Source organism: Microbacterium sp. p3-SID336 (assembly GCF_025143365.1).
Lineage (GTDB): Bacteria > Actinomycetota > Actinomycetes > Actinomycetales > Microbacteriaceae > Microbacterium.
In genome coordinates this window covers 1-26,651 of sequence record NZ_JALXPE010000037.1, presented here as the reverse complement: position 1 = coordinate 26,651, position 26,651 = coordinate 1, and the positions used below count along the sequence as shown (strand labels likewise).

At 71.4% G+C, this 26,651-nt stretch carries 23 protein-coding genes; 14 read left to right on the top strand and 9 right to left on the bottom strand.

Going from position 1 to position 26,651, the window contains the following annotated elements:
* Nucleotides 1-40 precede the first annotated feature (40 nt).
* Nucleotides 41-1,213 (top strand): SseB family protein, encoded by a 1,173-nt coding sequence (locus tag M3C17_RS12185; RefSeq protein ID WP_259978034.1) that lies wholly within the window; start codon nt 41-43, stop codon nt 1,211-1,213.
* A 98-nt stretch (nt 1,214-1,311) separates the two neighbouring features.
* Nucleotides 1,312-2,382 (top strand): non-homologous end-joining DNA ligase, encoded by a 1,071-nt coding sequence (gene ligD / locus M3C17_RS12180; protein WP_259978033.1) that lies wholly within the window; start codon nt 1,312-1,314, stop codon nt 2,380-2,382.
* 6 nt (nt 2,383-2,388) lie between these two features.
* Here ligD and M3C17_RS12175 read toward each other — a convergent pair whose 3' ends face one another.
* Together M3C17_RS12175 and M3C17_RS12170 are read right to left on the bottom strand one after the other, a co-directional pair.
* Nucleotides 2,389-3,432: an ATP-dependent DNA ligase gene (locus M3C17_RS12175; protein ID WP_259978032.1), complete on the bottom strand. Its 1,044-nt coding sequence runs from the start codon at nt 3,430-3,432 to the stop codon at nt 2,389-2,391.
* A 143-nt stretch (nt 3,433-3,575) separates the two neighbouring features.
* Nucleotides 3,576-5,027, bottom strand: a complete 1,452-nt coding sequence (locus tag M3C17_RS12170; protein ID WP_259978031.1) for an NAD(P)/FAD-dependent oxidoreductase — start codon at nt 5,025-5,027, stop codon at nt 3,576-3,578.
* 65 nt (nt 5,028-5,092) lie between these two features.
* Between M3C17_RS12170 and M3C17_RS12165 the strand changes: the two genes are divergently transcribed.
* Nucleotides 5,093-5,578 carry a hypothetical protein gene (locus M3C17_RS12165; protein ID WP_259978029.1) on the top strand — a complete coding sequence of 162 codons (486 nt, stop codon included), beginning with the start codon at nt 5,093-5,095 and terminating at the stop codon, nt 5,576-5,578.
* Between the two features lie 3 nt (nt 5,579-5,581).
* On the opposite strand, the gene M3C17_RS12160 is transcribed toward M3C17_RS12165, so the two are convergent.
* Nucleotides 5,582-6,817, bottom strand: coding sequence for an acyl-CoA dehydrogenase family protein (locus tag M3C17_RS12160; protein WP_259978027.1), 1,236 nt, complete (start codon nt 6,815-6,817; stop codon nt 5,582-5,584).
* A 71-nt stretch (nt 6,818-6,888) separates the two neighbouring features.
* Entirely contained in the window at nt 6,889-7,551 is a 663-nt protein-coding gene (locus M3C17_RS12155) for a TetR/AcrR family transcriptional regulator (protein ID WP_259978026.1), read from the bottom strand.
* Between the two features lie 156 nt (nt 7,552-7,707).
* Here M3C17_RS12155 and sucC point away from each other — a divergent pair, with 156 nt between their 5' ends.
* Together sucC and sucD are read left to right on the top strand one after the other, a co-directional pair.
* On the top strand, nt 7,708-8,874 hold the full coding sequence (gene sucC / locus M3C17_RS12150) for an ADP-forming succinate--CoA ligase subunit beta (RefSeq protein ID WP_259978025.1): 1,167 nt from the start codon (nt 7,708-7,710) through the stop codon (nt 8,872-8,874).
* A gap of 28 nt (nt 8,875-8,902) precedes the next feature.
* Nucleotides 8,903-9,805 (top strand): succinate--CoA ligase subunit alpha, encoded by a 903-nt coding sequence (gene sucD, locus M3C17_RS12145; RefSeq protein ID WP_259978024.1) that lies wholly within the window; start codon nt 8,903-8,905, stop codon nt 9,803-9,805.
* A gap of 226 nt (nt 9,806-10,031) precedes the next feature.
* Here the strand turns inward: sucD and M3C17_RS12140 are convergent, their stop codons facing one another.
* Nucleotides 10,032-10,607, bottom strand: a complete 576-nt coding sequence (locus M3C17_RS12140) for a TetR/AcrR family transcriptional regulator (RefSeq protein ID WP_259978023.1) — start codon at nt 10,605-10,607, stop codon at nt 10,032-10,034.
* Between the two features lie 76 nt (nt 10,608-10,683).
* On the opposite strand from M3C17_RS12140, the gene M3C17_RS12135 reads away from it, so the two are divergent.
* Nucleotides 10,684-11,085: a VOC family protein gene (locus M3C17_RS12135; protein WP_259978022.1), complete on the top strand. Its 402-nt coding sequence runs from the start codon at nt 10,684-10,686 to the stop codon at nt 11,083-11,085.
* Nucleotides 11,086-11,195: 110 nt separating this feature from the next.
* On the opposite strand, the gene M3C17_RS12130 is transcribed toward M3C17_RS12135, so the two are convergent.
* Entirely contained in the window at nt 11,196-12,671 is a 1,476-nt protein-coding gene (locus M3C17_RS12130; RefSeq protein ID WP_259978021.1) for an NCS2 family permease, read from the bottom strand.
* A gap of 91 nt (nt 12,672-12,762) precedes the next feature.
* Between M3C17_RS12130 and M3C17_RS12125 the strand changes: the two genes are divergently transcribed.
* The 8 genes from M3C17_RS12125 (at nt 12,763) to M3C17_RS12090 (ending at nt 23,772) form a co-directional block, all read left to right on the top strand.
* Nucleotides 12,763-14,139 carry a DUF6350 family protein gene (locus M3C17_RS12125; protein WP_259978020.1) on the top strand — a complete coding sequence of 459 codons (1,377 nt, stop codon included), beginning with the start codon at nt 12,763-12,765 and terminating at the stop codon, nt 14,137-14,139.
* A 57-nt stretch (nt 14,140-14,196) separates the two neighbouring features.
* A complete protein-coding gene (purN, locus tag M3C17_RS12120; RefSeq protein ID WP_259978019.1) occupies nt 14,197-14,784 on the top strand; it encodes a phosphoribosylglycinamide formyltransferase in 588 nt (195 codons plus the stop codon).
* A gap of 37 nt (nt 14,785-14,821) precedes the next feature.
* Nucleotides 14,822-16,429: a bifunctional phosphoribosylaminoimidazolecarboxamide formyltransferase/IMP cyclohydrolase gene (gene purH, locus M3C17_RS12115; RefSeq protein ID WP_259978018.1), complete on the top strand. Its 1,608-nt coding sequence runs from the start codon at nt 14,822-14,824 to the stop codon at nt 16,427-16,429.
* Between the two features lie 176 nt (nt 16,430-16,605).
* The gene (locus M3C17_RS12110; RefSeq protein ID WP_259978017.1) at nt 16,606-18,210 is read left to right on the top strand and encodes a DNA-3-methyladenine glycosylase 2 family protein; all 1,605 of its coding nucleotides are present in this window, start codon (nt 16,606-16,608) and stop codon (nt 18,208-18,210) included.
* Nucleotides 18,207-18,704: a methylated-DNA--[protein]-cysteine S-methyltransferase gene (locus M3C17_RS12105; RefSeq protein WP_259978016.1), complete on the top strand. Its 498-nt coding sequence runs from the start codon at nt 18,207-18,209 to the stop codon at nt 18,702-18,704. Before M3C17_RS12110 ends, M3C17_RS12105 begins: the two co-directional genes overlap by 4 nt.
* A 311-nt stretch (nt 18,705-19,015) precedes the next feature.
* On the top strand, nt 19,016-20,947 hold the full coding sequence (locus tag M3C17_RS12100; RefSeq protein WP_259978015.1) for an ABC transporter ATP-binding protein: 1,932 nt from the start codon (nt 19,016-19,018) through the stop codon (nt 20,945-20,947).
* Nucleotides 20,944-22,758, top strand: a complete 1,815-nt coding sequence (locus M3C17_RS12095; RefSeq protein WP_259978014.1) for an ABC transporter ATP-binding protein — start codon at nt 20,944-20,946, stop codon at nt 22,756-22,758. The genes M3C17_RS12100 and M3C17_RS12095 overlap by 4 nt, the downstream gene beginning before the upstream one ends.
* Nucleotides 22,759-22,959: 201 nt before the next feature.
* Entirely contained in the window at nt 22,960-23,772 is an 813-nt protein-coding gene (locus M3C17_RS12090; RefSeq protein WP_259978013.1) for a hypothetical protein, read from the top strand.
* 248 nt (nt 23,773-24,020) lie between these two features.
* Here M3C17_RS12090 and M3C17_RS12085 read toward each other — a convergent pair whose 3' ends face one another.
* The 3 genes from M3C17_RS12085 to M3C17_RS12075 all read right to left on the bottom strand — a co-directional run.
* Nucleotides 24,021-25,079, bottom strand: a complete 1,059-nt coding sequence (locus tag M3C17_RS12085) for an alanine racemase (protein WP_259978012.1) — start codon at nt 25,077-25,079, stop codon at nt 24,021-24,023.
* Nucleotides 25,076-25,603 carry an alanine racemase gene (locus M3C17_RS12080; protein WP_259978011.1) on the bottom strand — a complete coding sequence of 176 codons (528 nt, stop codon included), beginning with the start codon at nt 25,601-25,603 and terminating at the stop codon, nt 25,076-25,078. The genes M3C17_RS12085 and M3C17_RS12080 overlap by 4 nt, the downstream gene beginning before the upstream one ends.
* Nucleotides 25,604-25,740: 137 nt before the next feature.
* Nucleotides 25,741-26,651: sugar-transfer associated ATP-grasp domain-containing protein (locus tag M3C17_RS12075; RefSeq protein ID WP_259978010.1), on the bottom strand; the 911-nt coding region annotated here is incomplete at its 5' end.

The following is a 26,651-nucleotide window of genomic DNA, read 5'->3' as shown; positions in this document are numbered from 1 at the left end:
CGGCGGACCCGGGTCGATGGCGCGCGTTAGGCTGGCTCATATGGCCCTCTTCTCCCGCCGCAAGAAGTCCGGTGACGACGCTGTCACCCCCGTCGACGAGACCCCCGAGCAGACCCCTGTCGCTGCGAGCGAGGACGGGCAGGCCGCGTCCGCACCCGGACCCGCGTCCGCACCCGCAGACGCCGCACCCACGGCGCAGGAGCAGGAGCAGGCACCCGCCGTCGGCATCTCGGTGCAGGCCTTCCGGGGCGTCGGCGCCGAGGCCGGCCCCGAGGTGGCGCTGCCGGATCCCGACGCGAAGCCCGAGCCCGCTCCGGCGCCCGTGCGCGCGACGACTCCGCCCGCGGCCGCTCAGCCCGCCGTGCCGCAGGAGCGGAAGCTGCCGTTGGCTCCGGCGCTGCCGCCCGAGCAGACCGAGACCGTCGCCGGCATGAAGGACAACGTGCTGCTGCGCGAATCGCTCACGCAGATCGAGGCGGGTGCCTCCAACGAGCAGCTGCTCGGAGTGCTGCGGCAGGCGCTGCAGGGGCACCTGTTCATCCGCGTGAACGGCGACGCCAGGGCGCAGATCAGCGAGGGCAAGCCGCTCGCGGTGGCCGTGGTGCGCGACGGGGAGCGGCAGTTCATGCTCGCCTTCAGCTCGGCGGCGGCCGTGCGGGCCTCGGTGCAGCTGGAGGCCGACCCCTCGGCGACTTCGGCTGTCGCCCAGCCGGTCACGTCGATCATGCAGCAGGTCGTGTCCGGCGACTTCGCGGGGCTCATCGTCGACAACGCGTCCGCACCGCACCGGGTGGTGTTCCCGACCGAACTGCTGCAGAAGACGCTGGAGCAGGCCGACGTCGAGATGACCGTCAAGTCGCTGCTGGCGGCGCCGCGTGAGCAGGACACCCCGGCGAAGGTGGGCGAGGCGCTCGCCACGAAGCGCATGTGGGTGGCCGTGAACGACGGCTCCGGCACGGGGCAGGTCGGCATCGCCGAGGCCCAGACCGCCGACGGCCGCCGCTTCCTCCAGCTGTTCTCGCACCCGCTCGAGGTGATCGCGCTCGGCCGCGGTGACCGGCCGCTGCCGTTCGAGCCGGAGCAGCTGGCCAAGGTCCTCACGACCCACTCGGAGATGGCCGGCGTCATCGTGGACTCGGCCGGACCGTCGATCGTGGTCGAGCGGGATGCGCTCGCACCGGTGCTGGTGCGCGCGGTCGACATCGGCGACTGACCCCTCCTTCCGCGAGAGGTCGTCCGCGTGGATCCCTCGCCGGGGCGGACCGGGTCGACGGGGTTCCGCGTGCCGGAGCCGCCCTCTAGGGTCGGAGCATGGCCTCAGAACGTGTGACCCTGACCGTCGCCGACCCCGACGGAGAGCGCGAGGTCGCGCTGTCCAGTCCCGACCGCGTGGTCTGGCCCGACCTCGGCATCACCAAGGCGGAGCTGGCGGAGTACGTGCAGATCGCGGCCGTCCCGTTCCTCTCGGCGAACGGCAATCGCCCGGTGTCGCTCGAGCGCTTCCGCGACGGCGTCGGCGCTTCCGGGGCGCCGGGGGCGGAGGGCTTCTTCTCGAAGAACCCGCCGAAGGGCACGCCGGACTTCGTCGATGCGGTCACCGTCACGTACAACAGCGGCCGGCAGCATCCGCAGATCGTCCTGAACCGTCCCAGCGCCATCGTTTGGGCGGTGCAGATGAACACGATCGTGTTCCACCCGTGGGCCTCCCTGGCGACGGACTCCGACAATCCGGTGGAGCTGCGCATCGACCTGGATCCGCAGCCGGGGACGGGCTTCGCGGAGGCGGTTCCGGCGGCGCACGCACTCCGCGAGGTGCTGCGCGAGGCCGGGCTGGAGGCGTTCGCGAAGACGAGCGGCAACCGCGGACTGCATGTGTTCGCCCCGATCGAGCCGACGCACGAGTTCCTCGACGTGCGGCACGCCGTGATCGCCGCCGGGCGTGAGCTGGAGCGTCGGATGCCCGAGAAGGTCACCACCAACTGGTGGAAGGAGGAGCGCGGCGAGCGGCTGTTCGTCGACTTCAACCAGGCCAACCGCGACCGCACGATGGCAGGGGCCTACAGCCCGCGGGCGCTTCCCGGCGCGACCGTGTCCACTCCCGTGCACTGGGAAGAGCTGGACGATGTCGATCCCCGCGCGTTCACGGTGCGCAGCATCCCCCAGCGCCTCGACGAGGTGGGCGACCCGTGGGCGGACATGCAGGCGTCTCCCGGGCGCATCGACACCCTGCTGGAGTGGTGGGAGCGCGACAAGGCCGATGGCCTGGGCGAGCTGCCGTTCCCGCCGGAGTTCCCCAAGATGCCGGGGGAGCCGCCGCGCGTCCAGCCGAGCAAGAAGGTCGCAGCGAACTGGGACGCCGACGGCAACCCGGTCGAGGACTGAGGCGGCTCAGCTGAGCACGTCGGCGAGGTCGTAGCCGGCGACGGTGTCGAGCTGGTCGTACGTGCACGAGCGCGCGTCGCGGTCGGGGCGCCACCGCTCGAACTGCACGGTGTGGCGGAAGCGCGCGCCCTCGAGCTGGTCGTATCGCACCTCCAGCACACGCTCGGGGCGCAGTCGCACGAACGACACGTCCTTCGCGCCGCTGAAGCGCGAGCGCTCGCCCTCGCCCGTCACGGCCGCTCCGTGCTCGTCGCGCTCGACGAGGGGAGCGAGCTCCTCGACCAGCTGCTGCCGGCGGGCGTCGCTCCAGGCGGCGACACCGCCCACCTGCCGCAGGGTGCCGTCCGCGTCGTACAGGCCCACCAGCAGCGAGCCCACCCCGGAGCCCGACTTGTGGACGCGGTAGCCGAGCGCGACGACGTCGGCGGTGCGCGCGTGCTTGATCTTCAGCAGCGTGCGCTTCCCGGGGGCGTACGGCTGATCCAGGGGCTTGGCGACGACCCCGTCGAGCCCGGCGCCCTCGAACTCCTCGAGCCACCGGACGGCGGCGTCGCGGTCACGGGTGGTCCTGGTCAGATGCAGCGGATGATCGACCGCCTCCATCAGCGTCTCCAGACGGGCGCGCCGGGTCTCGAACGACTGGTCGCGCAGATCGTCCTCCCCGGAGGCGAGCAGGTCGAACGCGATGAACATGGCGGGCGTCTCGGCGGCGAGCTTCGCGACCCGGGAGGCGGCCGGGTGGATGCGCTGGCTGAGGGCCTCCCAGTCCAGGCGCTGCGCTCCCTGCGGGCCCGTCGCCACCACGATCTCGCCGTCCAGCAGGCACGGCCCTGGCAGCAGCTCGGGGATCGCGTCGACCAGCTCGGGGAAGTAGCGCGTGAGCGGCTTCGCCCCGCGGGAGCCGATCTCCACGGTCTCCCCGTCCCACGCGATCAGCCCGCGGAAGCCGTCCCACTTCGGCTCGAACAGCAGGCCGCCGGAGGTCTTCTCGGGATCCGGGACGGTGGCGACGGCCTTGGCGAGCATGGGGGCCGGGATGTCGTAGCGCATGCCCCCATCCTGGCCCGGGCGCGACCCGGGGGAAAGGCCCGCACGGCGTTCGCAACTCCTCAGGAACGCGACTCGGGCGCCGTTCACGGCGGCGTGTCGCCGACGCGGCGGAGCGCTTCTGAGGAGTTGCGTCCGGGCGGCGGTCAGTCGAACAGGTCGTCGAGCTCCGCGGGGGAGCCGGCGTCACGGAGCACCGTGTGCGCGGCGTGCCATCCGGCCATGCCGTTGACCGCGGGGCCCGGCGGGGTGGAAGCCGACGCGAGGTACACGCCGCGCAGCGGTGTCCGCCAGGGCGCGGGGGAGAGGACGGGGCGGCGCAGGGCCTGGCGCATGTCGAACACCCCGCCGGAGATGTCGCCGCCGACCTCGGCCGGGTTGATGGCCTCGCGCGACGACGCCGGCACCGCGTGGTGGGCGAGGATCCGGTCCCGGAACCCGGGCGCGAAGCGCTCGACCTGCGCGGTGATGAGTGCGGTGGGATCGAGGTCGGAGCCGTTCGGGACGTGGATGTACGCCCACAGGACGGCCTTGCCCTCGGGGGCCCGCGTCGGGTCGAAGCGGGAGGGCTGGACGGCCAGCACGTACGGCCGATCGGTCACGCGACCTCTGGCGACGGCGTTCTCGCTCGCCCACACCTCGTCGCGGGTGCCGGCGACGTGCACGGTGGCCGCGTCGCGGACGAGCTCGTTGGTCCAGGGGACGGGGGCGTCCAGGGCGAAGTCGACCTTGGCGGCCGCCGCGCCGTAGCGGTAGGCGCGGAGGGCGCGCGCGTAGCCGGCCGGCACGTCCGGGTGCGTGAGCGCGAGGCGCGGCGAGGTGTTCAGCAGCAGCACGTCGCCCTGGGCCGGGTCGCCCCAGTCCAGTGCGGCGAGGTCGGTCACCCTGGCGCCGGTCTCGATCGTGCCGCCGTGCGCCTCCAGGTCGGCGATCAGGGCGTCGGCGATCACCTGCGAGCCGCCGCGGGGGTAGGGCCAGCCGCCGGCGTGCGCGAGTCCGGCGAGCAGGAGCCCCGCGGCGGCGCCCGCGAGCGTGGGCTGCGGGGAGTTCGCGTGCGCGACCACCCCGGCCATCAGCGCGGCTGCCTCCTCGGTGCGGAAGGCGGTGCGGGCGAGCGGCGTGCCCTGGTCGAGCATGCGGATCGAGTAGCGCACGGCGGTGACCGGGTCGCGCGGGATGCGAAGGAGCTGGTTGCCCGTGAAGTCGGTCACCCCGTCGATGTGCGTGCTGAGGGGGCGCAGGCGCCGCAGCCAGGCGTCGCCGTCCACGCCGAGCTCCGCTGCGGTGCGCTCGATGTCGCGCCATGCGATGGCTGCCCTGCCGCCGTCGAGCGGGTGCGCGAACGAGATGGCGGGATCGATCCAGTCGATGCGCTCGTCGAGCCGGAAGGCCTGGAAGAACGGCGAGGCGACGGCCGCGGGGTGCACGGCGGAGCACACGTCGTGCACAAACCCGGGGAGCGTGGCCTCCTGTGTGCGCAGACCGCCCCCGGCGGTGTCCGCCGCTTCCAGGATGCGCACCCGGTAGCCCGCCCTGGCGAGCGCGACCCCCGCCGAGAGGCCGTTCGGACCGGAGCCGATGATCGTCGCGCGTGCCATGCCGTCAGTCTGTCACGGCGCCTTGCGGTCGGCAGAGGGGGTTGCGCCGTGCGATCCTGGAAGGGATGAATGAAGTCCAGGGCCCGACTCCCGCCGGCACCTCCCGTCCGTACCGCTCGCTTCCCGAGGCGCTGCGCGCCCATCGCATCGATCCGGTGAACCACGCCTTCATCGCCGAGATCGTCGATCAGGTCGGCGTGACCTCGCTGATCGACAGGGGCCGCTACATCGAGGCGATCCGCCGCGGCGAGGGAGCAGCGCTCCACATCGGCCGCACCTACACCAACGGCTTCACGGAGGACGAGGTGGTCACGGTCGGCTCCACCCGCCTCCGCCTGCAGCCGAGCGAGGGCCGTGCGCCGTACTTCTACGTCGTGCACCCGAGCGAGTTCGCACCGCCCACCGCCGTCAAGGCGAAGCGCTCCTCGACGCCGCGGACCCCCGCGGCTCCGCGCACGCCCGCGGCGCCCAAGCCGGTCGAGCGCGACTACGGCGTCTGCGACGTGTGCTTCATGGTGAAGACCCCCGCGGGCGGCTGCGGCTGCGACTGAGGCTCAGGCGAAGGCGCTCATGCCCGTGATGTCGCGGCCGAGCAGCAGCGCCTGCACGGATTCCGTGCCCTCGTAGGTGTGGATGGCCTCGATGTCGGCCAGGTGCTGCATCACGCCGTTCTCGAGCAGGATCCCGTTGCCGCCGAGCAGGTCGCGCGCGGTGGAGGCGATGCGACGGGCTGCCCGCGTGTTGTGGAACTTCGCCAGCGACGCCTGCGTGGGGCGCAGCTGCCCCGCCTGCTCGAGGTCGGCCATGCGGCGGCAGTAGAGCTGCATGGCGGTGAGGTCTTCGAGCATGTGGGTCAGGCGCTCCTGCACCATCTGGAACTTCGCGAGCGGCTTTCCGAACTGCACCCGCTCCTTCGCGTAGGCGAGGGCGGCTTCGTAGCAGGCGGTCGCGTGGCCGAGCGCCGACCAGGCCACGCCGGAGCGCGTCGCGTAGAGCACGGTCGACGCGTCCTTGAAGCTCTTCGTCCCCGGCAGCACCGCGTCGAGGGGGACACGCACGTCGTCGAGGCGGATGTGCGCCTGGTGGATCGCGCGCAGTGAGGCCTTGCCGCGGATCACGGTCCCGGCGTACCCCGGTGCGTCCTGCTCCACGAGGAAGCAGCGCACGGCGCCGTGCTCGGCGGCGGTCTCGTCGTCCACGCGGGCCCACACGAACGTGATGCCGCCGGAGGCTCCGTTGCCGATCCACTTCTTCGCCCCGCGGAGGACCCAGTGGTCGCCGTCGCGGCGGGCCACGGTCTCCAGCGACACCGAGTCGGATCCGTGGTCGGGCTCGGTCAGGGCGAAGGAGCCGAGCACGGAGCCGTCGGCGAGGGCGGTGAGCCAGCGCTCCTGCTGCGCGGCGGAGCCGAACAGGGCCAGAGTGCGCAGCGCGAGGCCGCCCTGCACGGCGAGGATCGTGCCGAGGGAGCCGTCGCCGCGGGAGATCTCCATGTTCACCAGACCGGCGGCGAGGGGCGACAGGCGGGTGAGCGCGGGGTGGTCGATGCCGTCGACGACGAGGTCCATCTCGCCCATCCGCCGGGCGGCGGAGAGAGGGTACTCGGCACGGTCCCAGGCCTCCGCCATCTGCGGCGCGACCTCGTCGACATAGGCCTTCGCACGATCCCACGCGGCGCGGTCGGCGGCGGGGATGTCGGCGAACACGGCGTAGTAGTCGCTGTCCTGTCGGCGGGTGACGTCGTACGACGAGACCCGCTCGCCGGGGAACGGGGAGGCTTCGGTGCTCATGACTGCTCCTTCGTGGACCTCAGTATCATACGCCTCGATACTGAGTTTCACGAGCCTCGGATGTCCTGCGATCAGTCGAGCTCGGAGCGGAGCCTCCGGGTCACCTCGGCGATGGGCATGGTCCGCGGGAACACCGCCACCACCATGTCGTCCGGCGCGGTCGCGGCGGCATCCTCCGTCACGCCATAGCGGCGACGCACGTCGGCGAGGGCCGCCTGCAGCGTCGACAGCGGCACCTTCCTCCGGCCGCGCAGCAGCTGGCGCAGCACGTGGTTGTGCACCGCGGTGACCAGTGCGGCGAAGCCGACCGCGTCCAGCGGATCGACCCCGGGAAGCGCTCCGCGGAGGTACTCGTCGAACAGGCGCTCGTAGCGGAACACGGTGATGATCTCGCGCTCACGCAGCACAGGCACCTGGCGCACGATCTGGTAGCGGCGGCGCGCCAGCTCCGGGTCGTGCGCGAAATGGGTGAACACCGACTCCGATGCCGCGCACACCGCGCCCCACGGATCGTCGTGACCCTCCGCGAGGAACTCCCTGAGCTGTTCCAGCAGCACCTCGTGGTCGGCGAAGACCACGTCCTCCTTGCCGCCGAACTGCCGGAAGAAGGTGGAGCGGGAGACGCCGGCGGCCTTGGCGATCTGCTCGACGGACGTCTGGTCGAACCCCTGCGTCTGGAAGAGCTCGAGGGCTGCGGCGACGACGGCGTCGCGCGGTTCGGGGAAGTCTCGCATGACGAAATCCTAGGTCCTCGGCGTCGCGTCGCCCCGGGTCGGCGGCTCGCCGGGGGCTCCGGAGCGTCCAGGCCGAGGTAGTAGGCTGGGGGACTGGTCGATGTCTCGACATCGAGAGAATCACCAGACCAACAGCAGCCCAGTGAAGGAACCACAGTGGATCTGTACGAGTACCAGGCACGAGACGTTTTCGAGAAGTACGGAGTGCCGGTCCTCGCCGGCATCGTCGCCGACACCCCCGAGGAGGTGAAGGCGGCCGCCGAGAAGATCGGCGGTGTGGTGGTCGTCAAGGCCCAGGTCAAGACCGGTGGCCGCGGCAAGGCCGGCGGTGTCAAGGTCGCGAAGACCCCCGACGAGGCGTACGAGGCGGCGAAGGCCATCCTCGGCCTCGACATCAAGGGCCACGTGGTCAAGCGCGTCATGGTCGCCCAGGGTGCCCGCATCGCGGAGGAGTTCTACTTCTCCGTGCTGCTCGACCGCGCCAACCGCTCCTACCTCTCGCTGTGCTCCGTCGAGGGCGGTATGGAGATCGAGCAGCTCGCCGTCGAGAAGCCCGAGGCTCTGGCCCGTGTCGAGGTCAACCCGCTCACGGGCATCGACAAGCAGAAGGCCGTCGAGATCGCCCGCGCGGCGAACTTCCCGGAGGACCTCGTCGAGAAGGTCTCCGACGTCTTCGTGAAGCTCTACGAGGTCTACAAGGGCGAGGACGCGACGCTCGTCGAGGTCAACCCGCTCGTCCGCACCGAGGACGGCGACATCATCGCGCTCGACGGCAAGGTCACGCTGGATGACAACGCCTCCGAGATCCGTCACCCCGAGCACGAGGCGCTCGAGGACAAGGACGCCGCCGACCCGCTCGAGGCGAAGGCCAAGAAGAGCGGCCTCAACTACGTGAAGCTCGACGGCGAGGTCGGCATCATCGGCAACGGCGCGGGTCTGGTCATGTCGACGCTCGACGTCGTCGCCTACGCCGGTGAGAACCACAACGGCGTCAAGCCCGCCAACTTCCTCGACATCGGCGGCGGCGCCTCGGCCGAGGTCATGGCCGCCGGTCTCGACGTCATCCTCGGCGACCCGCAGGTCAAGAGCGTGTTCGTCAACGTGTTCGGCGGCATCACGGCGTGCGACGCCGTCGCCAACGGCATCAAGGGCGCCCTGGAGACGCTCGGCGACACGGCCTCCAAGCCGCTCGTCGTCCGCCTCGACGGCAACCGCGTCGAGGAGGGTCGCGCGATCCTCGCGGAGTACGCGCACCCGCTCGTCACCCTGGCCGCCACGATGGACGAGGGCGCCGACAAGGCCGCCGAGTTCGCCAACGCCTGATCGCGTCGAGACACAAGGAACCAGAGAAATGTCGATCTACCTCAACAAGGACTCCAAGGTCATCGTCCAGGGCATCACCGGCGGGGAGGGCACGAAGCACACCGCGCTCATGCTCAAGGCCGGCACCCAGGTCGTCGGCGGCGTCAACGCCCGCAAGGCCGGCACCACGGTCTCGCACACGGACAAGGACGGCAACGCCGTCGAGCTGCCCGTCTTCGGCTCGGTCGCCGAGGCCATGAAGGAGACCGGCGCCGACGTGTCGATCGCCTTCGTCCCCGGCGCCTTCACGAAGGACGCGATGATCGAGGCCATCGACGCCGAGATCCCGCTGCTCGTGGTCATCACCGAGGGTGTTCCGGTCGGCGACTCCGCCGAGGCCTGGGCTTACGCGACCAGCAAGGGCAACAAGACCCGCATCATCGGCCCGAACTGCCCCGGCATCATCACCCCCGGTGAGGCGCTCGTGGGCATCACGCCCGCCAACATCACGGGCAAGGGACCGATCGGCCTCGTGTCGAAGTCGGGCACCCTGACGTACCAGATGATGTTCGAGCTGCGCGACCTCGGCTTCTCCACCGCCATCGGCATCGGCGGCGACCCGGTCATCGGCACCACGCACATCGACGCGCTCGCCGCGTTCGAGGCGGACCCCGAGACCAAGGCCATCGTCATGATCGGCGAGATCGGCGGCGACGCCGAGGAGCGTGCGGCCGAGTACATCAAGGCCAATGTCACCAAGCCGGTCGTCGGCTACGTCGCCGGCTTCACCGCTCCCGAGGGCAAGACCATGGGTCACGCCGGCGCCATCGTCTCCGGCTCGGCGGGCACGGCGCAGGCGAAGAAGGAGGCCCTGGAGGCCGCCGGCGTGAAGGTCGGCAAGACGCCGTCCGAAACCGCCGCCCTGATGCGCGAGATCATCGAGGCGCTGTAAGGCGTACACTCGTCACGAAGGCCCCGGGCTCCACCCCGGGGCCTTCGTCGTTCCCGGGGAGGGGCCTTCGTCTCCAGGGCGGGCCCTGCGGTCTCCGGGAGCGGGCCTTCGTCTCCCGAGCGAGCCTTCGTCGTCTCCGCGGGGCTCCTTCGGCATACCGGGGAGGGAGACGGGCGTCGTCAGTCCGAGCCGGTCACGGCATTCCGGGGAGGGAGACGGGGCGTCGTCAGTCCGAGCCGGTCACGGCGTCCAGGAGGCGGTCGAGGGCGCGATGCGCCTGCCGTCGTGCGGCGTCATCGGGGCGGGAGGCGAGCCAGAGCGCGAGCTCGTTCATGGCCCCGGACAGCGCGGCCGTCAGGGCGTCGAGGAGCGCCGGGGGGACTCCGGCCTCGCGCAGCCCCGCTCGGAGCTCGCGCTCCGGCCCCTCGGCGTCGAGACGGCGCCAGCGCTCCCAGCCGAGCACGGCAGGTCCGTCGACGAGGAGCACACGCGCCGCGGGTCCCTCCGTGATCGCGTCCAGGAACGCATGGCTGCCGTCGCGGAGGGCGTCGGCGCGGCTGTTGTCGCGCGTCGCGGCGACGATGGCGTCGGCAACGCGCTGCTGCTGGGCGGCCGCCACCGCCGCGAAGAGCCCGGGCTTCGAGTCGAAGTGGTGGTACACGGCACCGCGGGTGACGGCGGCGGCGCGGGCGATATCGTCGACCGAGGCTGCGGTGTATCCGTGCGCCGCGAAGTGCGTCGTTGCCGTGTCCAGGATGCGCCGCGCGGTCTCGGCGGCGTCGGCGGCGGAAGCTCGGGGCATGCGGTTCCTTTACGTGCGATGTGTATGTATTCTATCCCTCAAATACAAACACCGTGTATGTAAAAGGAGACAGAGCATGGAGATCACGAGCTTCTACCCGGTGCTGATGGTCGACGACGTCGCCGCAGCCGCCCGGTTCTACCGCGAAGAGCTGGGCTTCGAGACGACGTTCGAGGCCGACTGGTACGTGAGTCTGCGGTTCGAGGGCGGAGAGCTCGCGATCCTCGACCGCACGCACGAGACGATCCCCGACGGATACCGTGAGCCGGTGCGCGGGCTGCTGCTCAACGTCGAGGTCCCGGATGCCACCGCGGAGCACCGCCGCCTCGTGGAGGAGCGGAACCTGCCGGAACGGCTGCCCCTGCGGAACGAGGACTTCGGGCAGCGGCACTTCATCGTCGAGGCGCCGGGCGGGGTGCTCATCGACGTGATCGAGCCCATCGAGCCCTCGCCCGAGTTCGCCGCCGCCTACACCTGAGCCATCCGCGGGCGCTGGCGACTGCGCGAGACCGCGAAGGACTCACGCGCAGCACGCCGGGAACGACGGAGGGGCGGATGCCGCAGCACCCGCCCCTCCGTGGAACCGTGTCAGATCCCGACGCCGAACAGAGCCTCGATGGGCCCACGGGCGAAGAAGATCAGGAACCCGGCGCCGACGACCCACAGCAGCGGGCTGATGGTCTTGGCGCGGCCGGAGAACGCGTGGATGAGCACCCAGCTGACGAAGCCCGCACCGATGCCGTTCGCGATCGAGTAGGTCAGCGGCATCACGGACACCGTCAGGAAGACCGGCAGCAGCACGCGGAAGTCGCCGAAGTCGATGTGCCGGATCTGCGCCATCATCATCGCGCCGACGATGATCAGGGCCGCCGCCGCGATCTCCGTCGGGACGATCGAGGTGAGCGGCGTCAGGAACATCGCGATCAGGAACACGGTGCCCGTCACGACGTTCGCGAGTCCCGTGCGGGCGCCCTCGCCGATGCCGGCGCCCGACTCGATGAACACGGTGCTCGAGGAGGACGAGGTGGCGCCACCGGCGATCGCACCGACGCCCTCGACCACCAGCGCCGACTTGATGCGCGGGAAGTCGCCGTTGTCGTCGGCGAGGTTCGCCTCCTTGGCGAGACCGGTCATGGTGCCCATGGCGTCGAAGAAGTTCGTGAACAGCAGGGTGAAGACGATCATCACGAGCGCCACCAGGCTGACCTTGCCGAGGTCGAAGGAGAAGTCGACGGCGCCGATCAGGCTCAGGTCGGGCACGCTGACCGGCGAACCGGAGAGCGCGGGGACCGTCAGGCCCCAGCCGCCGGGGTTCACGACGTTGCCCTCATCGTCGAAGCCGCGCGGGCCGATGTGCCAGATGGCCTCCACGATGACCGCGAGCACGGTGCCGCCGATCAGGCCGATCAGCATGCCGCCCTTGATGCGCAGCGCGACGAGGATGCCGGTGAGCAGCAGGGTGATCACGAACAGCAGGCTGGGCACGGTCGCGACCGAGCCGTTCACGCCCAGGCCGACGGGCGGGGACGAGGCGCCGGTCGCCGTAACGAAGCCGGAGTTCACGAAGCCGATGAACGCGATGAACAGGCCGATGCCGACCGTGATCGCGATCTTGAGCTGGAACGGAACCGCGTCGAAGATCGCCTTGCGCAGTCCGGTCGCCGCGAGCAGCACGATCACGACGCCGTTGATCATCACCAGCGCCATCGCCTCGGGCCAGGTCACCTGGCCGACGACGGAGAACGCCACGAAGGCATTGATGCCGAGGCCCGCCGCGAAGCCGAAGGGCAGTCGGGTGACGAGCCCGAACAGGATCGTCATGACACCGGCGGTCAGCGCGGTCGCCGCGCCGACGGCGTTGAAGTCGAGCATGTCGCCGGCGACATCCGGCTTGCCGGACAGGATGATCGGGTTGAGGATCACGATGTACGCCATCGTGACGAACGTCACCAGGCCCCCTCGGATCTCGGTGCCGATCGTGGATCCGCGCTTGCTGATCTCGAAGAAGCGGTCCAGGGTGCCGGTGGGCTGGGTGGATGCCGGGGCGGGCGGGGCAGTTGTCATCGGGTAACCTCCGGAGAAACGCTATCGTGTCGCCCACCCTCGCGCGCGCCCCCGGGAGCACGGCGACAACTCGTCGTAGTCTCGAATCGCTATGCAACGCCTCCTCGTCGCGCTTCTCGCCGCCTTCGACGCCGCCATCGCGGCCGCGGTGGGGCTCGTCGTGCTGCTGGCCCCGCTGACCCTGCTCTGGACCCTCGCCTTCGGGGCGACGGCCGACTGGGGCGCGCTGTGGCCGCTCACCGGAACGCTGTGGGAGTTCGGGCACGGTGTGCCGCTCGAGGTCGTGATCCCCGACGAGCTCCTGGTGTCGCTCGGCATCCCCGCGCAGGCGGCGAGCTTCGCCGTCTCGATCACCCCGCTGCTGCTGCTGATCTTTACGCTCCTGTTCGCCGCGCGCTCCGGAGCCAGGGCCGCGAACGCCGGAGCCTGGCTGCTGGGCGCGCTGTCCGGATCGGTCGTGTTCGCCGTGATCTCCGCGGCGGTGGCGCTCTCGGCCCACCTGGACGCGGTGCGCACGCCGCTCGCGCTCGCGATCGCCCTGCCTGCCCTCGTCTACCTCGTCGGCGCACTCTGCGGTGCCGTGCGGGTGGCGTGGGACGAGGGCGACGGCGGCCTGCTCGACCGTGTGCACGACCTGCTGGACGCGCGTGAGGACTGGGCGCCCGTGCCGGCGGCGGTCGTCCGCGGTGCCGCGTTCACGCTGGTGGCGGTGACGGGTGCCGCGGCCCTCGCGGTCGCGCTCTCGGTGCTGACCCGCGGCGGCGACGTCGTGGCGCTGTTCCAGGGCGCCCGCGTGGACGCGCTCGGCGCTACGGTGCTCACACTCGCCCAGCTCGCGTACCTGCCCACCCTGCTGGTGTGGGCGGCCTCGTGGCTGGCGGGCCCCGGATTCGCCGTCGGCGCTGGCACGGCGGTGTCGCCCGCGGGCACCCAGCTGGGGGTCGTGCCCGGCATCCCCGTGTTCGGGCTGCTGCCGGAGAATACCTCCATATGGGCGCTCATCGTGGTGCTGGTGCCGGTCGCGGCCGGGGCGTTCGCCGGGTGGGCGGTGCGTTCGCGGCTGGTGTGGGAGGGGACGCCTCTCGGCCTGCTGCAGCGTGCGGTGATCGCGGTCGGCATCGCGGCGGTGTCCGCGGGCGTGGCCGGGCTCGCGGCGGAGCTCGCGAACGGCTCCATGGGCCCTGGTCGGCTCGCCGTGGTGGGGCCGGCGGTGCTGCCCTTCGCCCTGGCGCTCGGAGCGGAGGTGCTGGTGGGCGCGGCCATCCTGCTGCTGTCGCCGCGCAACCGCGAGGAGCTCGCCGAGGAGCGCACCGATCGATGGATCGCCGAGATGTCGGACCTGGAGCGAGACGCGGCGACCGAGGCGGGAGAAGCCCCCGTGTGGCCGGCGCCGGCCGATGACACGGCTCCGCTCGACCTGCGCGGCTTCCCGGTTCCGGAGCGGGACCGCGGCGACGCCCGCGACTGACCGACGCCCTCCGGTACAGGGGACGGAGCGGTCTGCGTGCGCCGGTAGACTGGGCGCGTGCTCACGGTCGCCGTTCTCATCTCGGGCACCGGCTCGAACCTTCGCGCCCTCCTCGAGGCCGCTCGTCACCCCGATTTCCCGGCCAGGGTCATCGTGGTGGGCGCCGACCGCGAAGCCGAGGGGCTGGCGCACGCCGAGGAGTTCGGCATCCCCAGCTTCACGGTGCCGTGGCACGAGCACGAGAGCCGCGAGTCGTGGGGCGAGGAGCTCGCACGGCAGCTCGCGGTGTGGAAGCCCGACCTGGTGGTCCTCAGCGGGCTCATGCGGCTGCTGCCCTCCTCGCTGGTCGCCGCCTACGCCCCGCGCCTCATCAACACGCACCCCGCCTACCTCCCGGAGTTCCCCGGAGCGCACGGTGTACGCGACGCGCTCGCGGCCGGGGTGCGCGAGACCGGCGCGAGCGTGATCGTCGTCGACGACGGCGTCGACACGGGGCCCATCCTGGCGCAGGAGCGTGTGCCCATCCGCGCCGACGACACCGAGCACACGCTGCACGAGCGCATCAAGCCGGTCGAGCGCCGGCTCCTCATCGACGTCGTCCGGCGCATCGCGACCGGTGACCTCGTCCTGACCGCATCCTCCTGACCTCCATCCCCGACGCACCCGCACGAAGGAGCCCATCATGGCCGGCCCCCGCCACGACCCCACGCTCTACCGCGATCGCGACACGGTGCCGATCCGGCGCGCGCTCGTCTCGGTGAGCGACAAGACCGACCTGCTGGTTCTCGCCGCCGCGCTCGCCGAGGCGGACGTGGAGATCGTCTCGACCGGTTCGACCGCCGCGACCATCCGTGACGCGGGCTTCGAGGTCACCGATGTCGCCGCGGTCACGGGTGTCGCCGAGATGCTCGATGGGCGGGTGAAGACGCTGCACCCGAAGGTGCACGGCGGCCTTCTCGCCGATCTCCGCCTGGAAGACCACGAGCGCCAGCTGGCCGACCTCGACATCGCTCCGTTCGAACTCGTCGTGGTCAACCTGTACCCCTTCGTGGAGACGGTCGCCTCCGGCGCCGAAGGCGACGAAGTGGTGGAGCAGATCGACATCGGCGGACCCGCCATGGTGCGCGCGGCCGCGAAGAACCACGCGAACGTCGCGATCGTCGTGTCGCCCGGGTCGTACCCGGCGATCGTCGCGGCGGTGGCGGACGGCGGCACGTCGCTCGCACAGCGTCGGGAGCTCGCGGCTCGCGCCTTCGCGCACACCGCCGCCTACGACACCGCGGTCGCGCAGTGGTTCGCAGAGGGCACGCTGAACGATCCCGGCGACCTCCCCGCACACCTGACGATCCAGGCGGAGCGGCTCGCCACGCTGCGCTACGGCGAGAACTCGCATCAGCGCGGCGCGATCTACACGCGTGCGGGCGGCCACGGCATCGCCCAGGCCACGCAGCTGCAGGGCAAGGAGATGTCGTACAACAACTACGTCGACGCCGACGCCGCCCTGCGCGCCGCGTACGACATGATCAAGCCGGCCGTCGCGATCATCAAGCACGCGAACCCGTGCGGCATCGCGACCACCGCGCCGAACGCGCTCGACCCCATCGCGAGCGCCCACCTGCGTGCGCACGAGTGCGACCCGGTCTCGGCGTACGGCGGGGTGATCGCGGCGAACGGCACGGTCACGCTGAAGATGGCGGAGAACCTGAAGGACATCTTCACCGAGGTCATCGTCGCTCCCGCGTTCGAGCCGGCGGCGCTCGAGGTGTTCAAGGCGAAGAAGAACCTGCGTCTGCTCCAGCTGCCGGAGGACTGGCAGCAGGAGCGCATGGATGTGCGACTGGTCTCCGGCGGGCTGCTGCTGCAGGACGCGGATCGCTTCCCCGACGACATCGTGTCGGTCGCGAAGGACTGGGAGCTGGTGTCGGGAGAGCGCCCGAGCGACGCCGAGATGGAGAACCTCATCTTCGCGTGGAAGGCCTGTCGTGCCGTGAAGTCGAACGCGATCGTGCTGGCGAAGGACAACGCCACGGTCGGCGTCGGCATGGGCCAGGTCAACCGCGTCGACTCGTGCCGCCTCGCGGTGGAGCGTGCGGGCGACAGGGCCACGGGCTCGGTCGCGGCCTCGGACGCGTTCTTCCCCTTCGCGGACGGCGCGCAGGTGCTGATCGACGCCGGCGTCACGGCGATCGTGCAGCCGGGCGGCTCGGTGCGCGACGAGGAGGTCGTCGACGCGGCACGCAAGGCCGGCGTGACGATGTTCTTCACGGGAGAGCGCCACTTCTTCCACTGATCCGAGACCCCGGGTCTTCGTCGAGAGCCGGGTTCTTCTTCGAGACCCGGGGTCCTCTGCCGAGACCCGGGGTCTCGGCATGCGACCCGGGGTGTCGGCGGGGAAGGAGCAGGCGAGACACTGCCGTGTCCGATTTCCGCCAGCCAGCGTCCGTGGCCGGTGGCAGAGTGGAGGACATGAGCCTCCCCGTGATCGACTTCGACGAGCGCTACCGTGCGATCAGCGCCCGCGACACGCGCTTCGACGGGCAGTTCGTCACCGCCGTGCGGTCGACCGGGATCTATTGCCGGCCCAGCTGCCCCGCGCGCACCCCGAAGCCGCAGAACGTCACGTTCTATCCCACCAGCGCCGCGGCGCACGAGGCCGGGTATCGCGCGTGCAAGCGGTGTCTGCCGGAGGCGGCGCCGGGCTCACCCGCCTGGGACGTCCGCGGCGACACGGCCGCGCGGGCCATGCGGCTCATCGCGTCGGGGGTCGTGGAGCGCGAGGGCGTGCCCGGCCTCGCCGCGCGTCTCGGCTACTCCAGCCGCCACCTCACGCGACTGCTGACGACGGAGCTCGGGGCCGGACCGCTCGCTCTCGCCAGGGCGCATCGGGCGCACACCGCCCGCATGCTCCTCGTCGGCACCGACATGCCGATCGCCGATGTCGCCTTCGCGGCGGGTTTCCAGAGCATCCGGCAGTGCAACGACACCATCCGCGAGGTGTTCGGGCTGACGCCGGGTGAGCTGCGTGCGCGCCGTCGCCTGTCCGCGGAGGCGGTGCCCGGTGCGATCGACCTCGTGCTGCCGTACCGGGGGCCGCTCGACGCCGAAGGGGTGTTCGCCTGGATGGCCGCCCGCGCCGTCGCCGGGGTGGAGGAGGCGGGGCCGCGCTTTTTCTCCCGGCACCTGCGCATGCCGGGAGGCCCGGCGTGGTTCGAGGTGCGGCAGGACGAGGACGAGCGGCTGCGGCTGCGGGCGCGGGTGTCGCGCCTGGCGGACCTCGCGCCGCTGGTGTCGACGGCCCGCCGCATCTTCGACCTCGACGCCGACCCGCTCGCGATCGACGAGGCCCTGTCAGCCCATCCTGCGCTGGCGCCGCTCGTGGCGCGCACACCCGGGATCCGTGTGCCGGGCGCCGCCGATCCGCATGAGATGCTCATCCGCGCCATGATCGGGCAGCAGATCACGGTCGTCGCCGCGCGCACGGCACTCACCGCTCTCACCGAGGCGCTGGGCGAGCGGACGCCGGACGGCCTGCTCTTCCCCACGATGGCGGCGATCGCCGCGCACGGCGCCGAGGTGCTGCGCGGTCCGGCCGCGCGCATCCGTGCCGTGACCGGGGCGGCGGCCGCGCTCGCGGACGGCAGCTTGACGCTCACGGTCGGGGACGACGGCACGGAGCAGCGGGCCGCCCTCCTGGCGATGCCCGGCATCGGGCCGTGGACGGCCGACTACGTGCGCATGCGCGTGCTCGGAGATCCCGACATCCTGCTGCCCGGGGACGTCGCGCTGCGTGCCGGTGCCGCCGCCGCGGGGCTGCCCGGCGACCCGCGCGGGCTCACCGCCTGGGCCGAGCGGACCGCGCCCTGGCGCAGCTACCTCAGCGCGCACCTGTGGCGGGCAGCCCCGCAGCGACCCGTCCGCTCCGCTTCGGCGCGCTCCGCCTCCGCATCCTCTGCATCCGCCCCATCCGCAACCACGGCCTTCGCATCCGCAACCACGGCCTCCGCATCCGCCGATCCCGCATCCGCCCGGTCCGCCGGGCACGCCGACATCCCCGCCGAGGAGACATCATGACCGCTCTCATCCAGACCATCGACACCCCCGACGGCGCTTTCACGATCCTCGCCGACGATCGCCAGCGCGTGCTGGCCTCCGGGTGGACCGCCGACGAGGAGGAGATTCTGGGGCGCCTGTCCGCCGCCGCCCGACCCGCCGACGTGCGGGAGGCGGAGACAGACGCGGCCGCCGCTGCCCGCGCCTACTACGCCGGAGACGTCTCGGCGATCGACAGCGTCGCCGTGCGGCAGACCGGCACGGCGCTGCAGCTCGCCGGATGGGCGGCGCTGCGCACGATCACGCCGGGGGAGCCGCTGACCTACACCGGACTCGCCGCACGACTCGAGAACCCGCGCGCTGTCCGCGCCGCGGCGTCGATCTGCGCCCGCAACGCCCCTGCGCTGTTCGTGCCGTGCCACCGGGTCCTGCGCACCGACGGTTCGCTCGGCGGATTCGCCTGGGGCCTGCCCGTCAAGGAGAGTCTCCTGGCGCGCGAACGAAGCGCCCGCTGAGGCGATGACGACAGCCCCGCGTCCGGCATCCGGCGCGGGGCTTTCCTGCGCGTCGGGAATTCCTCTTGCATCCAGCTCGTTCACAGGAATAGGCTGATGGGCTGTCGCGCCAACCGGACGACCTCGCCGAGCCCCTGAGGAGGACACCATGATCACGATCGCCACCGTGCGGATCGCCGCTCCCGGCTCGACCCTGGCGTACCCGCTCTCGTAGCGCCCCCGCCCCCACTTCTGCACCGGATGCCGGGCTCCGTGAGTCCGCTCTCGCATCCGTCCCCTTCTCCTCTTTCGCTCCGACTCCTCTGAGAGACATGTCTTCCTCGTCTTCCGCGCAGAATCCGTCCCCTTCGTCCACCCTCTCCACGCCCGCCGCACTGTGGCGGCTCAAGCCCTTCGTGAAGCCCGTCATCTGGCGGCTCACCGGGGGAGCGGCCAGCGCGCTCGGCGCCGCGCTGATCGCGCTGATGATCCCGATCGTGCTCGAGCAGATCATCCGCGGGCCGGTGCGCTCGGGCGCGCTCGACGCGATCGTCTGGGGTGCGCTCGCCGTGTTCGCCCTCGGCCTCGGCGAGGCGCTCATGGTGTGGCTGCGCCGGCAGTTCGTGCTGTTCCCGGCCACGCAGGTCGAGTACCGCATGCGCACCGAGCTCTACTCGCGCCTGCAGACGCTCCCGGTCGCGTTCCACGACCGCTGGCAGTCCGGTCAGCTGCTGAGCCGCATGATGCAGGACATCGGCCTGATCCGCCGGTGGCTGGCGTTCGGCCTGGTGCTGCTCGTGGTGAACGTGCTGACCATCATCATCGGCTCGGTGCTGCTGTTCCGCTGGCACTGGCTGCTCGGCACGATCTTCCTCGTCACCGCGATCCCGCTGTGGATCCGCGGCTACCTGTTCGAGAAGCGCTACGGCGCGCTCACCCGCCGCAGCCAGGACCAGGCGGGGGACCTCGCCACCAGCGTCGAGGAGAGCGTGCACGGCATCCGCGTGCTGAAGGCGTTCGGTCGCGGCAAGCACGCGCTGCGCCGCTTCAGCCGTCAGGCCGAGACGCTGCGCGAGACGGAGATGAGCAAGGCGGGCGCGATCGCGTCGATCTGGTTCTGGCTCGACCTGATGCCGCAGATCGCGTTCGGGCTAAGCCTGATCTCCGGCATCTGGTTGATCTGGCAGGGGCAGATCGACGAGGCGCAGCTCTTCGCGTTCTTCGCGATGGCCGTGGTGCTGCGGTGGCCGATCGAGTCGATCGGGTTCCTGTTCTCGTTCATGCTCGACGCCCGCACGGCGACCGACCGCGTGTTCGACATCTTCTCCGCGACCAACACCATCACCGACCCGGAGCAGCCCGCCCACATCGCGGAGCCCCGGGGAGAGCTGGCGTTCGAGTCCGCGCACTTCCGCTACCAGGATGCGGCGTCGAGCGAGCGCGACCTGCTCGACGGCATCGACCTGGTGCTGCGCCCCGGTGAGACCATGGCGCTGGTCGGTCTGACCGGGAGCGGCAAGACCACGCTCACCACGCTGCCCACGCGGCTGTACGACGTGACGGGAGGGCGGGTCACACTCGACGGCGTCGATGTCCGCGACCTTCCGCTCGCGGAACTCCGTCAGCACATCGCCATGGCGTTCGAGGACGCGACGCTGTTCTCGGCGACCGTGCGCGAGAACGTGCTGCTCGGGCGCGCCGACCTCGACGTGCACAGCGAGGAGGCCGAACGCGTGCTGCGCGAGGCGCTCGACGTGGCGCAGGCCTCGTTCGTGGACAGTCTCCCCGAAGGCGTCGAGACCGTGATCGGCGAGGAGGGCCTGAGCCTGTCCGGCGGACAGCGGCAGCGGCTCGCCCTCGCCCGAGCGGTGGCGGCCAAGCCGAAGGTGCTCGTGCTGGACGACCCGCTGTCGGCGCTCGACGTGGACACCGAGGCGCTGGTCGAGGAGGCGCTGCGTCATGTGCTCGCCGACACCACGGCCCTGATCGTGGCGCACCGCCCGTCCACCGTGGCGCTGGCGGACCGGGTGGCGCTGCTGGAGGCCGGTCGCGTCACCGCGGTGGGCACCCACGCCGAGCTGCTGAAGACGAGCCGTCACTATCGGCACGTGATCTCCAGCCTGGAGGCGGAGGAGGCAGCGCGCACCGGGGCGATCCCCATCATCCGCGACAGCGAGGCCGAGATCCACGAAACCGTCCAGGACGGCATCCGGGAGGACGCCGCCGACGAAGACTTCATCAGCGAGAAGGAGGTGCAGCGATGAGCTCCGCCCTCACCGGTACCCAGGACGAGGACCGCTCCCGCCTGACGCGCGAGGAGAGCAGGGCGATCCGGAAGCGGTCACTGCGACTCCTCGGCTCCCTGGTGCGTCCGCTCAAGCCGCAGATCGTGCTGGCGGCGGTCGTGCTCGTCGTCTCCACGGCTCTGCAGGTCGCCGGTCCGATCCTGATCAGCATCGGGCTGGACAGGGCGCTGCCGGCCGTGATCGACAGGGCCGACTGGATGCCGACGTTCGTGGTCGGCGGGATCTACCTGCTCGCGGGTGCTCTCGCCGCCGCCCTGATCGCGTGGTACGTGATCATCGCGGCCAAGCTCACCCAGGCGATCCTGCTCGACCTCCGCAAGCGAATCTTCCTGCACACACAGCGGCTGAGCCTGGAGTTCCACGAGTCGTACACGTCCGGCCGCATCATCTCGCGGCAGACGAGCGACCTCGACTCGATCAGGGAGCTGCTCGACGGCGGCCTGAACGAGCTGGTGTCGGGTGTGCTGTTCGGCCTGTTCACGTTCATCGCCCTGTGCGTGTGGGACTGGCAGTCGGGCCTGATCCTCGCGATCGGCGGGGTGCCGCTGTTCTTCCTCATGCGGTGGTTCTACTCGCGGTCGCAGCTCGTGTACCGCGAGTCGCGGGTCATCAGCGCGAAGGTGATCGTGCAGTTCGTGGAGACCATGACGGGCATCCGTGCGGTCAAGGCGTTCCGCAAGGAGCCGCGCAACGACGAGGCCTTCCAGGAGGTCGCGGGAGAGTACCGCGACGTGAACCGTCGCTCGATGCTGCTGTTCGGCACGTTCGAGCCGGGACTCATGGGCGTCGCGGCGCTCGTGCTGGGCGTGGTCGTCCTGTGGGGCGGCATCCGGGTCTCGACCGGGGCGCTCACGGTGGGCGTGCTCCTGTCGGCGGTGCTGTACGTGCGCAACTTCTTCGCGCCGATGCAGGAGATCGCGATGTTCCTGAACTCCTACCAGTCCGCGACCGCGGCGCTGGAGAAGGTCTCGGGCGTCCTCGAGGAGCGGCCGACGGTTCCGGACCCGGAGAAGCCGGTCGACCTGTGGGAGTCGCGCGGGCACGTGCGGTTCGACGAGGTCACGTTCGGGTACAACGGCGAGAAGACGATCCTCCCGAACTTCTCGCTCGACATCCCCGCGGGCCAGACCATCGCGCTGGTCGGCACGACAGGCGCGGGCAAGTCGACGCTCGCGAAGCTCATCTCCCGCTTCTACGACCCCTCGGAGGGGCGCGTCACGCTCGACGGCGTGGACCTGCGGTCGCTGCATCCGAAGGATCTCCGCCGTGCGATCGTGATGGTCACGCAGGAGGCCTACCTGTTCAGCGGCACCGTGGCGGACAACATCGCGCTGGGCAAGCCCGACGCGACGCTCGACGAGATCCGCGAGGCGGCCAGGGCGGTGGGTGCGGACGACTTCATCTCGGCGCTGCCCGACGGGTACAGCACGGACGTGAACAAGCGCGGTGGCCGCGTGTCGGCGGGGCAGCGACAGCTGATCTCGTTCGCACGGGCGTTCCTCGCGGACCCCGCCGTGCTGATCCTCGACGAGGCCACGGCCTCGCTCGACATCCCGTCGGAGCGACTCATCCAGGATGCGCTGCAGACGCTGCTGGCCGACCGCACGGCGATCATCATCGCCCACCGACTCTCGACGGTCGCGATCGCGGATCGGGTGCTCGTGATGGAGCACGGCCGCATCATCGAGGACGATTCGCCCGAGGCGCTGATCGGCGGCACCGGCAAGTTCGCGCAGCTGCACGCCGCCTGGCAGGAGACGCTCGTCTGACGCGCTCCGCAGGATGAGGCCCGACCCCTGGAGGGGCGGGCCTCATCCGTCCGGCGTCGTGGGTTCGGCGTCGTGGTTCGCGGTGTCCGTGCGGGCGGTCGTCCTGCGCCGCCCAGGCCGCGGGCGTCCGCCCTGGTCCGGCCGGTGGTGCCCGCCGCACTCAGCCGGACGGCGGGGCCACACGGTGGGTAGCATCGAAGCATGGACCCTGTGCTGCTGGCTGCGGAGTGGTGGTGGCTTGCGCCGACCGCCGCAGCGGGAGCGACGGCGGGGGCACTCGGGCTGCGCCGCCGCAACACGCGGAGCGGACGACGGCTGGAGTATGACGCGGCCCGCCACGACCTGCGGGTGGCGCAGCAGGCGGCGGTGGCACGGCGGACGGCCCTGAAGATCGCGCGGGCCGATCTGGCGCGCGTCACCGCCGAGCGTGCGGCACAGCGCGCGACTGCCGAGCAGGTCGCCGGGGCGCGGCGGATGCTGCGGGAGCGTGAGCGCGATGCCCGGGCGGCTGCTGCGGAGGTGCGGGCGCGGCGGGTGCGACTGAACGCGGCGCGTGCAGCCATCCCGGCGGGTTCCGCCCCGAGACCGCTCGAGCGTCTGCACGCCGAGCACGATGCGGTGACCGTGCGGTGGATGCGCTACGAGACCGATCCGGCGTTGCAGATCGCCTATCCTGCGATGACGGATGTGAAGCGGCCGGAGACGGCGGCGTATCTGCGGGCGGCCGGTGCGGCGACGGAACTGCGCCGGGCGGCGGAGGGTCGCATCACCGCCGCCGAGTTCGCCGCGTACCGTGACGCCGTAGCGGAGTTGGAGCGCGCGTTCGAGGCGGCTGAGCATGCCGCCCGGGTGCAGTCCGGCGAGGCGCCGCCGGCCGCCGCCTGGCAGGACGCGGCACACGACATGCTGAACCGGTCAGCCGAGGCGATCGACCGCGCCGCCGGTGCCGCAGCGTCGGCGCTCGCCGCCTGGACCAGTCGCCGCGGCCGCTCGAACCCCGACGACCGCCGCTGACGGCCCTCGGCAGCATAGGCCGCCCCGGAGACCCGCGCCCCGGCTTCTGCAGGGCCCGCGACGTCTGCGGGGCCCGGAACGTCTGCTCGGCCCGCGACGTCTGCTCGGCCGGAACGTCTGCTCGGCCGGAACGTCTGCTCGGCCCGCGACGTCTGCTCGGCACGCGGCCCTGACGCGACCCCCGGCGATCTCCGTCGGCGCTCGCCCCCGGTGATCTCCGACGGACGCCTCCGACGCCCTGAAGTGGGTCAGCCGCGACCGGGGTGACGCCGCACCCGGTACTCCCGCGGCACGAGCGGCGAGAGCCGCACCATGACCTCTTCGCCGACCGTGCCGATCGTCTCGGCGAGGTCGGTGGGGGAGGGCTCGCCGAGTGCCCCTGGACCCCACACCGCGACCTCGTCGCCGACGGCCACTCCTGGCCACGGGCGCACCGTGCTCGTGACCCGGTCGATGCGGAGCAGCCGCCGCGGCCCCCCGGGCGTCCCGACGTCGAAGCAGCCCGCCAGGGTCGCGGGCAGCCCGTCGAGCGTCCCGACGCCGACCGTGACCGCCCTCTCCCCGATCTCGATGACGGGAGCGAGCAGGGTCGCCGTCGGAACGACGCCGTCCGGGCTCGGTGCCCCTGCCGAGCGGATGCCGTAGGCGAACGCGCCGAAGCGCACCAGGTCGAAACGGAACTCGGGGCGCGCCGCACCGGCGGCGCTGGCGGCGAGGTGTCGCACGGTGGGCCTGAGCCCCGCGGCTTCGGCGATCGACACCGCGTCGAGGAACGCCGCCCTGGCGATGTCGTCGTCGCGGTCGCTGACCTCGGCGATGTGACTCCAGACGCCGTCCACTCGGATCTCTCCTGCGGCCTCGAGCTCCGCCGCTCGCTGGACGAAGGCGCCCCACGCCTCCGGCCGGATGCCGCTGCGGTGCAGGCCGGTGTCGATCTTCAGGTGCACGGGCAGCGCCCGCCCGCGTGACACCGCGGCGATCCGCTCCAGGTATCCGGCGTCTCCCACCCCGAGGGTGACGGAGGCCTGTGCCGCCCTCGTCAGCTCGTCGTCGGTCATGGTGACCCATGCGAAGATCCGAGCGCCGTCGCCGGTGACCTTCCGCACCCGCACGGCGGTGGCGCTGTCGAAGGCTCCGAACCACCGCACGCCCTCGGCTGCGGCCGCCGCCACTATGCGATCGAGACCGTGCCCGTAAGCGTCGCACTTGACCACGAGCATCGCCTCGGCCGGTGCAGCGCGGCGGCGGAGCTCACGGAGGTTCGCTCGGAAGCGCCCGAGGTCGACGGAGAGCCGTGCGCCGCTCATGGGACCTCCTCGCGTGCGGCACGGAGCCCGACGCCGCAGACGAGCTCCGCCGGGCTCCAACCCGTGATGCGCTCCCACTCGGCCAGTGCGTCCGCCGCGGGATGGCCGCCGAAGTACACGACCTCGGCGCCTTCGGCCACGGTCGCCTCGCCGATGTCCACCACACAGACGTCCATCGCCACGCGTCCCACGATCGGATGGAGCCTTCCCCCGATGCCCACGGCGGCCTCGTTGCCGAGCGCTCGCGGGATACCGTGTCCGAACCCGCCGGACACCAGCGCGACGCGCGTGTCGACCGCCGCGTGATGCGTGTGGTTGTACGACACGCCCTCCCCGGCGCGGAGGTGCTTGAACGAGATCACGCGCCCGACGACGCACATGACCGGGCTGCCGTCCGAACCGGGAAGGCCGAAGAGCCGGGCCGGGTCGATCGTCGCCGGCGCGGGGCACGACGCCACATCCGAGTCGCCGAGGTCGATGCCGTCGTCCACGACCGCGCGCCGGATGCCCGCAGCCTCGATCACGTCGACGACGAACGACAGCCCGTGCCCCCAGGCATCCCTGCGGAGATCGACGACGGGCGGCCCGACGGTGCCGCGGGCCGCTCGACGCGCGTTGTCGAGGAGGGCGGAGCGCGACAGCCGCGCACGGATCAGGGTGTTCAGAATCCCATCGCCTTCTGGAAGCGGGGACGATGCCCCGTGCGGATGCCGAGCACGCTCGGCTTGACCTCGTACACTCCCGTGCCCCAGTTCCCCTCGATGATCACAGGCCCAGTGGGGGTGACCGCGATGTCCCACCCCACGTATCGGACGCGCGGCACGCGGCGGGCCGCGCGGTCAATGAGCGCGATGACCTCGTCGTACAGGGGGAGCGCGAAGTCCGCGATGCGGTAGCCGGTGTCGGGGTGGTGGCGATACACGTTGCCGTGCGAGTCGTACCCGTCGCCGAGCGCGGTCCCGGTGTCGGCATCGAGCATCGTGTAGAAGCCGCCCCAGTCCATCTGATCCGCAGCCTGCCCGCGCCCGAACTTCTGCGCCAGAGAGAGGACGTGCGTGCGGTGGCCGTCGAAGTACGCGGTCACCCGGGTGGAGTTCACCGTCCCGGGGCACACGGCCGCGAGCGCCGGATGCTGCACGATGTTCTCCTCGATCAGCAGTTCGCCGTCGGCCAGCAGTCGCTGATGGAACGCCTCCCAGTTCTCGACCTCCTCCGCGTGGTAGCGGTGGATCGCGTGCCCGGAACGCCCCAGCTGCTGCTTGGTGATGAGGATCGGATGGCGCTCTGCGAACGCGCGGAACTCATCGATGTTGTGGGCGTTGAGCAGCATCCACTCCCGCCCGAGCAGGTCGGAGAACACGCGGTCGAACTCCCACTTGTCGTGGAAGATGTGCCGGAAGTCGGGGTGGTCGTACGTGTACGACAGCCGGTTCGACAGCGGGTGCGTCATCATCGTGCGGCGCTCCGCGGCGGTCAGCATCGCGAAGTCGAAGTCCACGTAGTCCTGGAAGCCGACCTGGTGGAACGCGGCCTGCACAAGCATGTCACCGAGGATCGTCAGGGGGCGTGCAT

Coding starts and splice junctions, on each gene's coding strand:
- M3C17_RS12130 (WP_259978021.1), bottom strand. CDS start 12,671: ATGACAACTGCCCCGCCCGCCCCGGCATCCACCCAGCCCACCGGCACC.
- M3C17_RS12165 (WP_259978029.1), top strand. CDS start 5,093: ATGAATGAAGTCCAGGGCCCGACTCCCGCCGGCACCTCCCGTCCGTAC.
- ligD (WP_259978033.1), top strand. CDS start 1,312: ATGGCCTCAGAACGTGTGACCCTGACCGTCGCCGACCCCGACGGAGAG.
- M3C17_RS12160 (WP_259978027.1), bottom strand. CDS start 6,817: ATGAGCACCGAAGCCTCCCCGTTCCCCGGCGAGCGGGTCTCGTCGTAC.
- M3C17_RS12100 (WP_259978015.1), top strand. CDS start 19,016: ATGTCTTCCTCGTCTTCCGCGCAGAATCCGTCCCCTTCGTCCACCCTC.
- M3C17_RS12140 (WP_259978023.1), bottom strand. CDS start 10,607: ATGCCCCGAGCTTCCGCCGCCGACGCCGCCGAGACCGCGCGGCGCATC.
- M3C17_RS12155 (WP_259978026.1), bottom strand. CDS start 7,551: ATGCGAGACTTCCCCGAACCGCGCGACGCCGTCGTCGCCGCAGCCCTC.
- M3C17_RS12125 (WP_259978020.1), top strand. CDS start 12,763: ATGCAACGCCTCCTCGTCGCGCTTCTCGCCGCCTTCGACGCCGCCATC.
- M3C17_RS12110 (WP_259978017.1), top strand. CDS start 16,606: ATGAGCCTCCCCGTGATCGACTTCGACGAGCGCTACCGTGCGATCAGC.
- sucD (WP_259978024.1), top strand. CDS start 8,903: ATGTCGATCTACCTCAACAAGGACTCCAAGGTCATCGTCCAGGGCATC.
- M3C17_RS12085 (WP_259978012.1), bottom strand. CDS start 25,079: ATGAGCGGCGCACGGCTCTCCGTCGACCTCGGGCGCTTCCGAGCGAAC.
- M3C17_RS12095 (WP_259978014.1), top strand. CDS start 20,944: ATGAGCTCCGCCCTCACCGGTACCCAGGACGAGGACCGCTCCCGCCTG.
- M3C17_RS12175 (WP_259978032.1), bottom strand. CDS start 3,432: ATGCGCTACGACATCCCGGCCCCCATGCTCGCCAAGGCCGTCGCCACC.
- M3C17_RS12135 (WP_259978022.1), top strand. CDS start 10,684: ATGGAGATCACGAGCTTCTACCCGGTGCTGATGGTCGACGACGTCGCC.
- M3C17_RS12105 (WP_259978016.1), top strand. CDS start 18,207: ATGACCGCTCTCATCCAGACCATCGACACCCCCGACGGCGCTTTCACG.
- M3C17_RS12185 (WP_259978034.1), top strand. CDS start 41: ATGGCCCTCTTCTCCCGCCGCAAGAAGTCCGGTGACGACGCTGTCACC.
- purH (WP_259978018.1), top strand. CDS start 14,822: ATGGCCGGCCCCCGCCACGACCCCACGCTCTACCGCGATCGCGACACG.
- M3C17_RS12090 (WP_259978013.1), top strand. CDS start 22,960: ATGGACCCTGTGCTGCTGGCTGCGGAGTGGTGGTGGCTTGCGCCGACC.
- M3C17_RS12170 (WP_259978031.1), bottom strand. CDS start 5,027: ATGGCACGCGCGACGATCATCGGCTCCGGTCCGAACGGCCTCTCGGCG.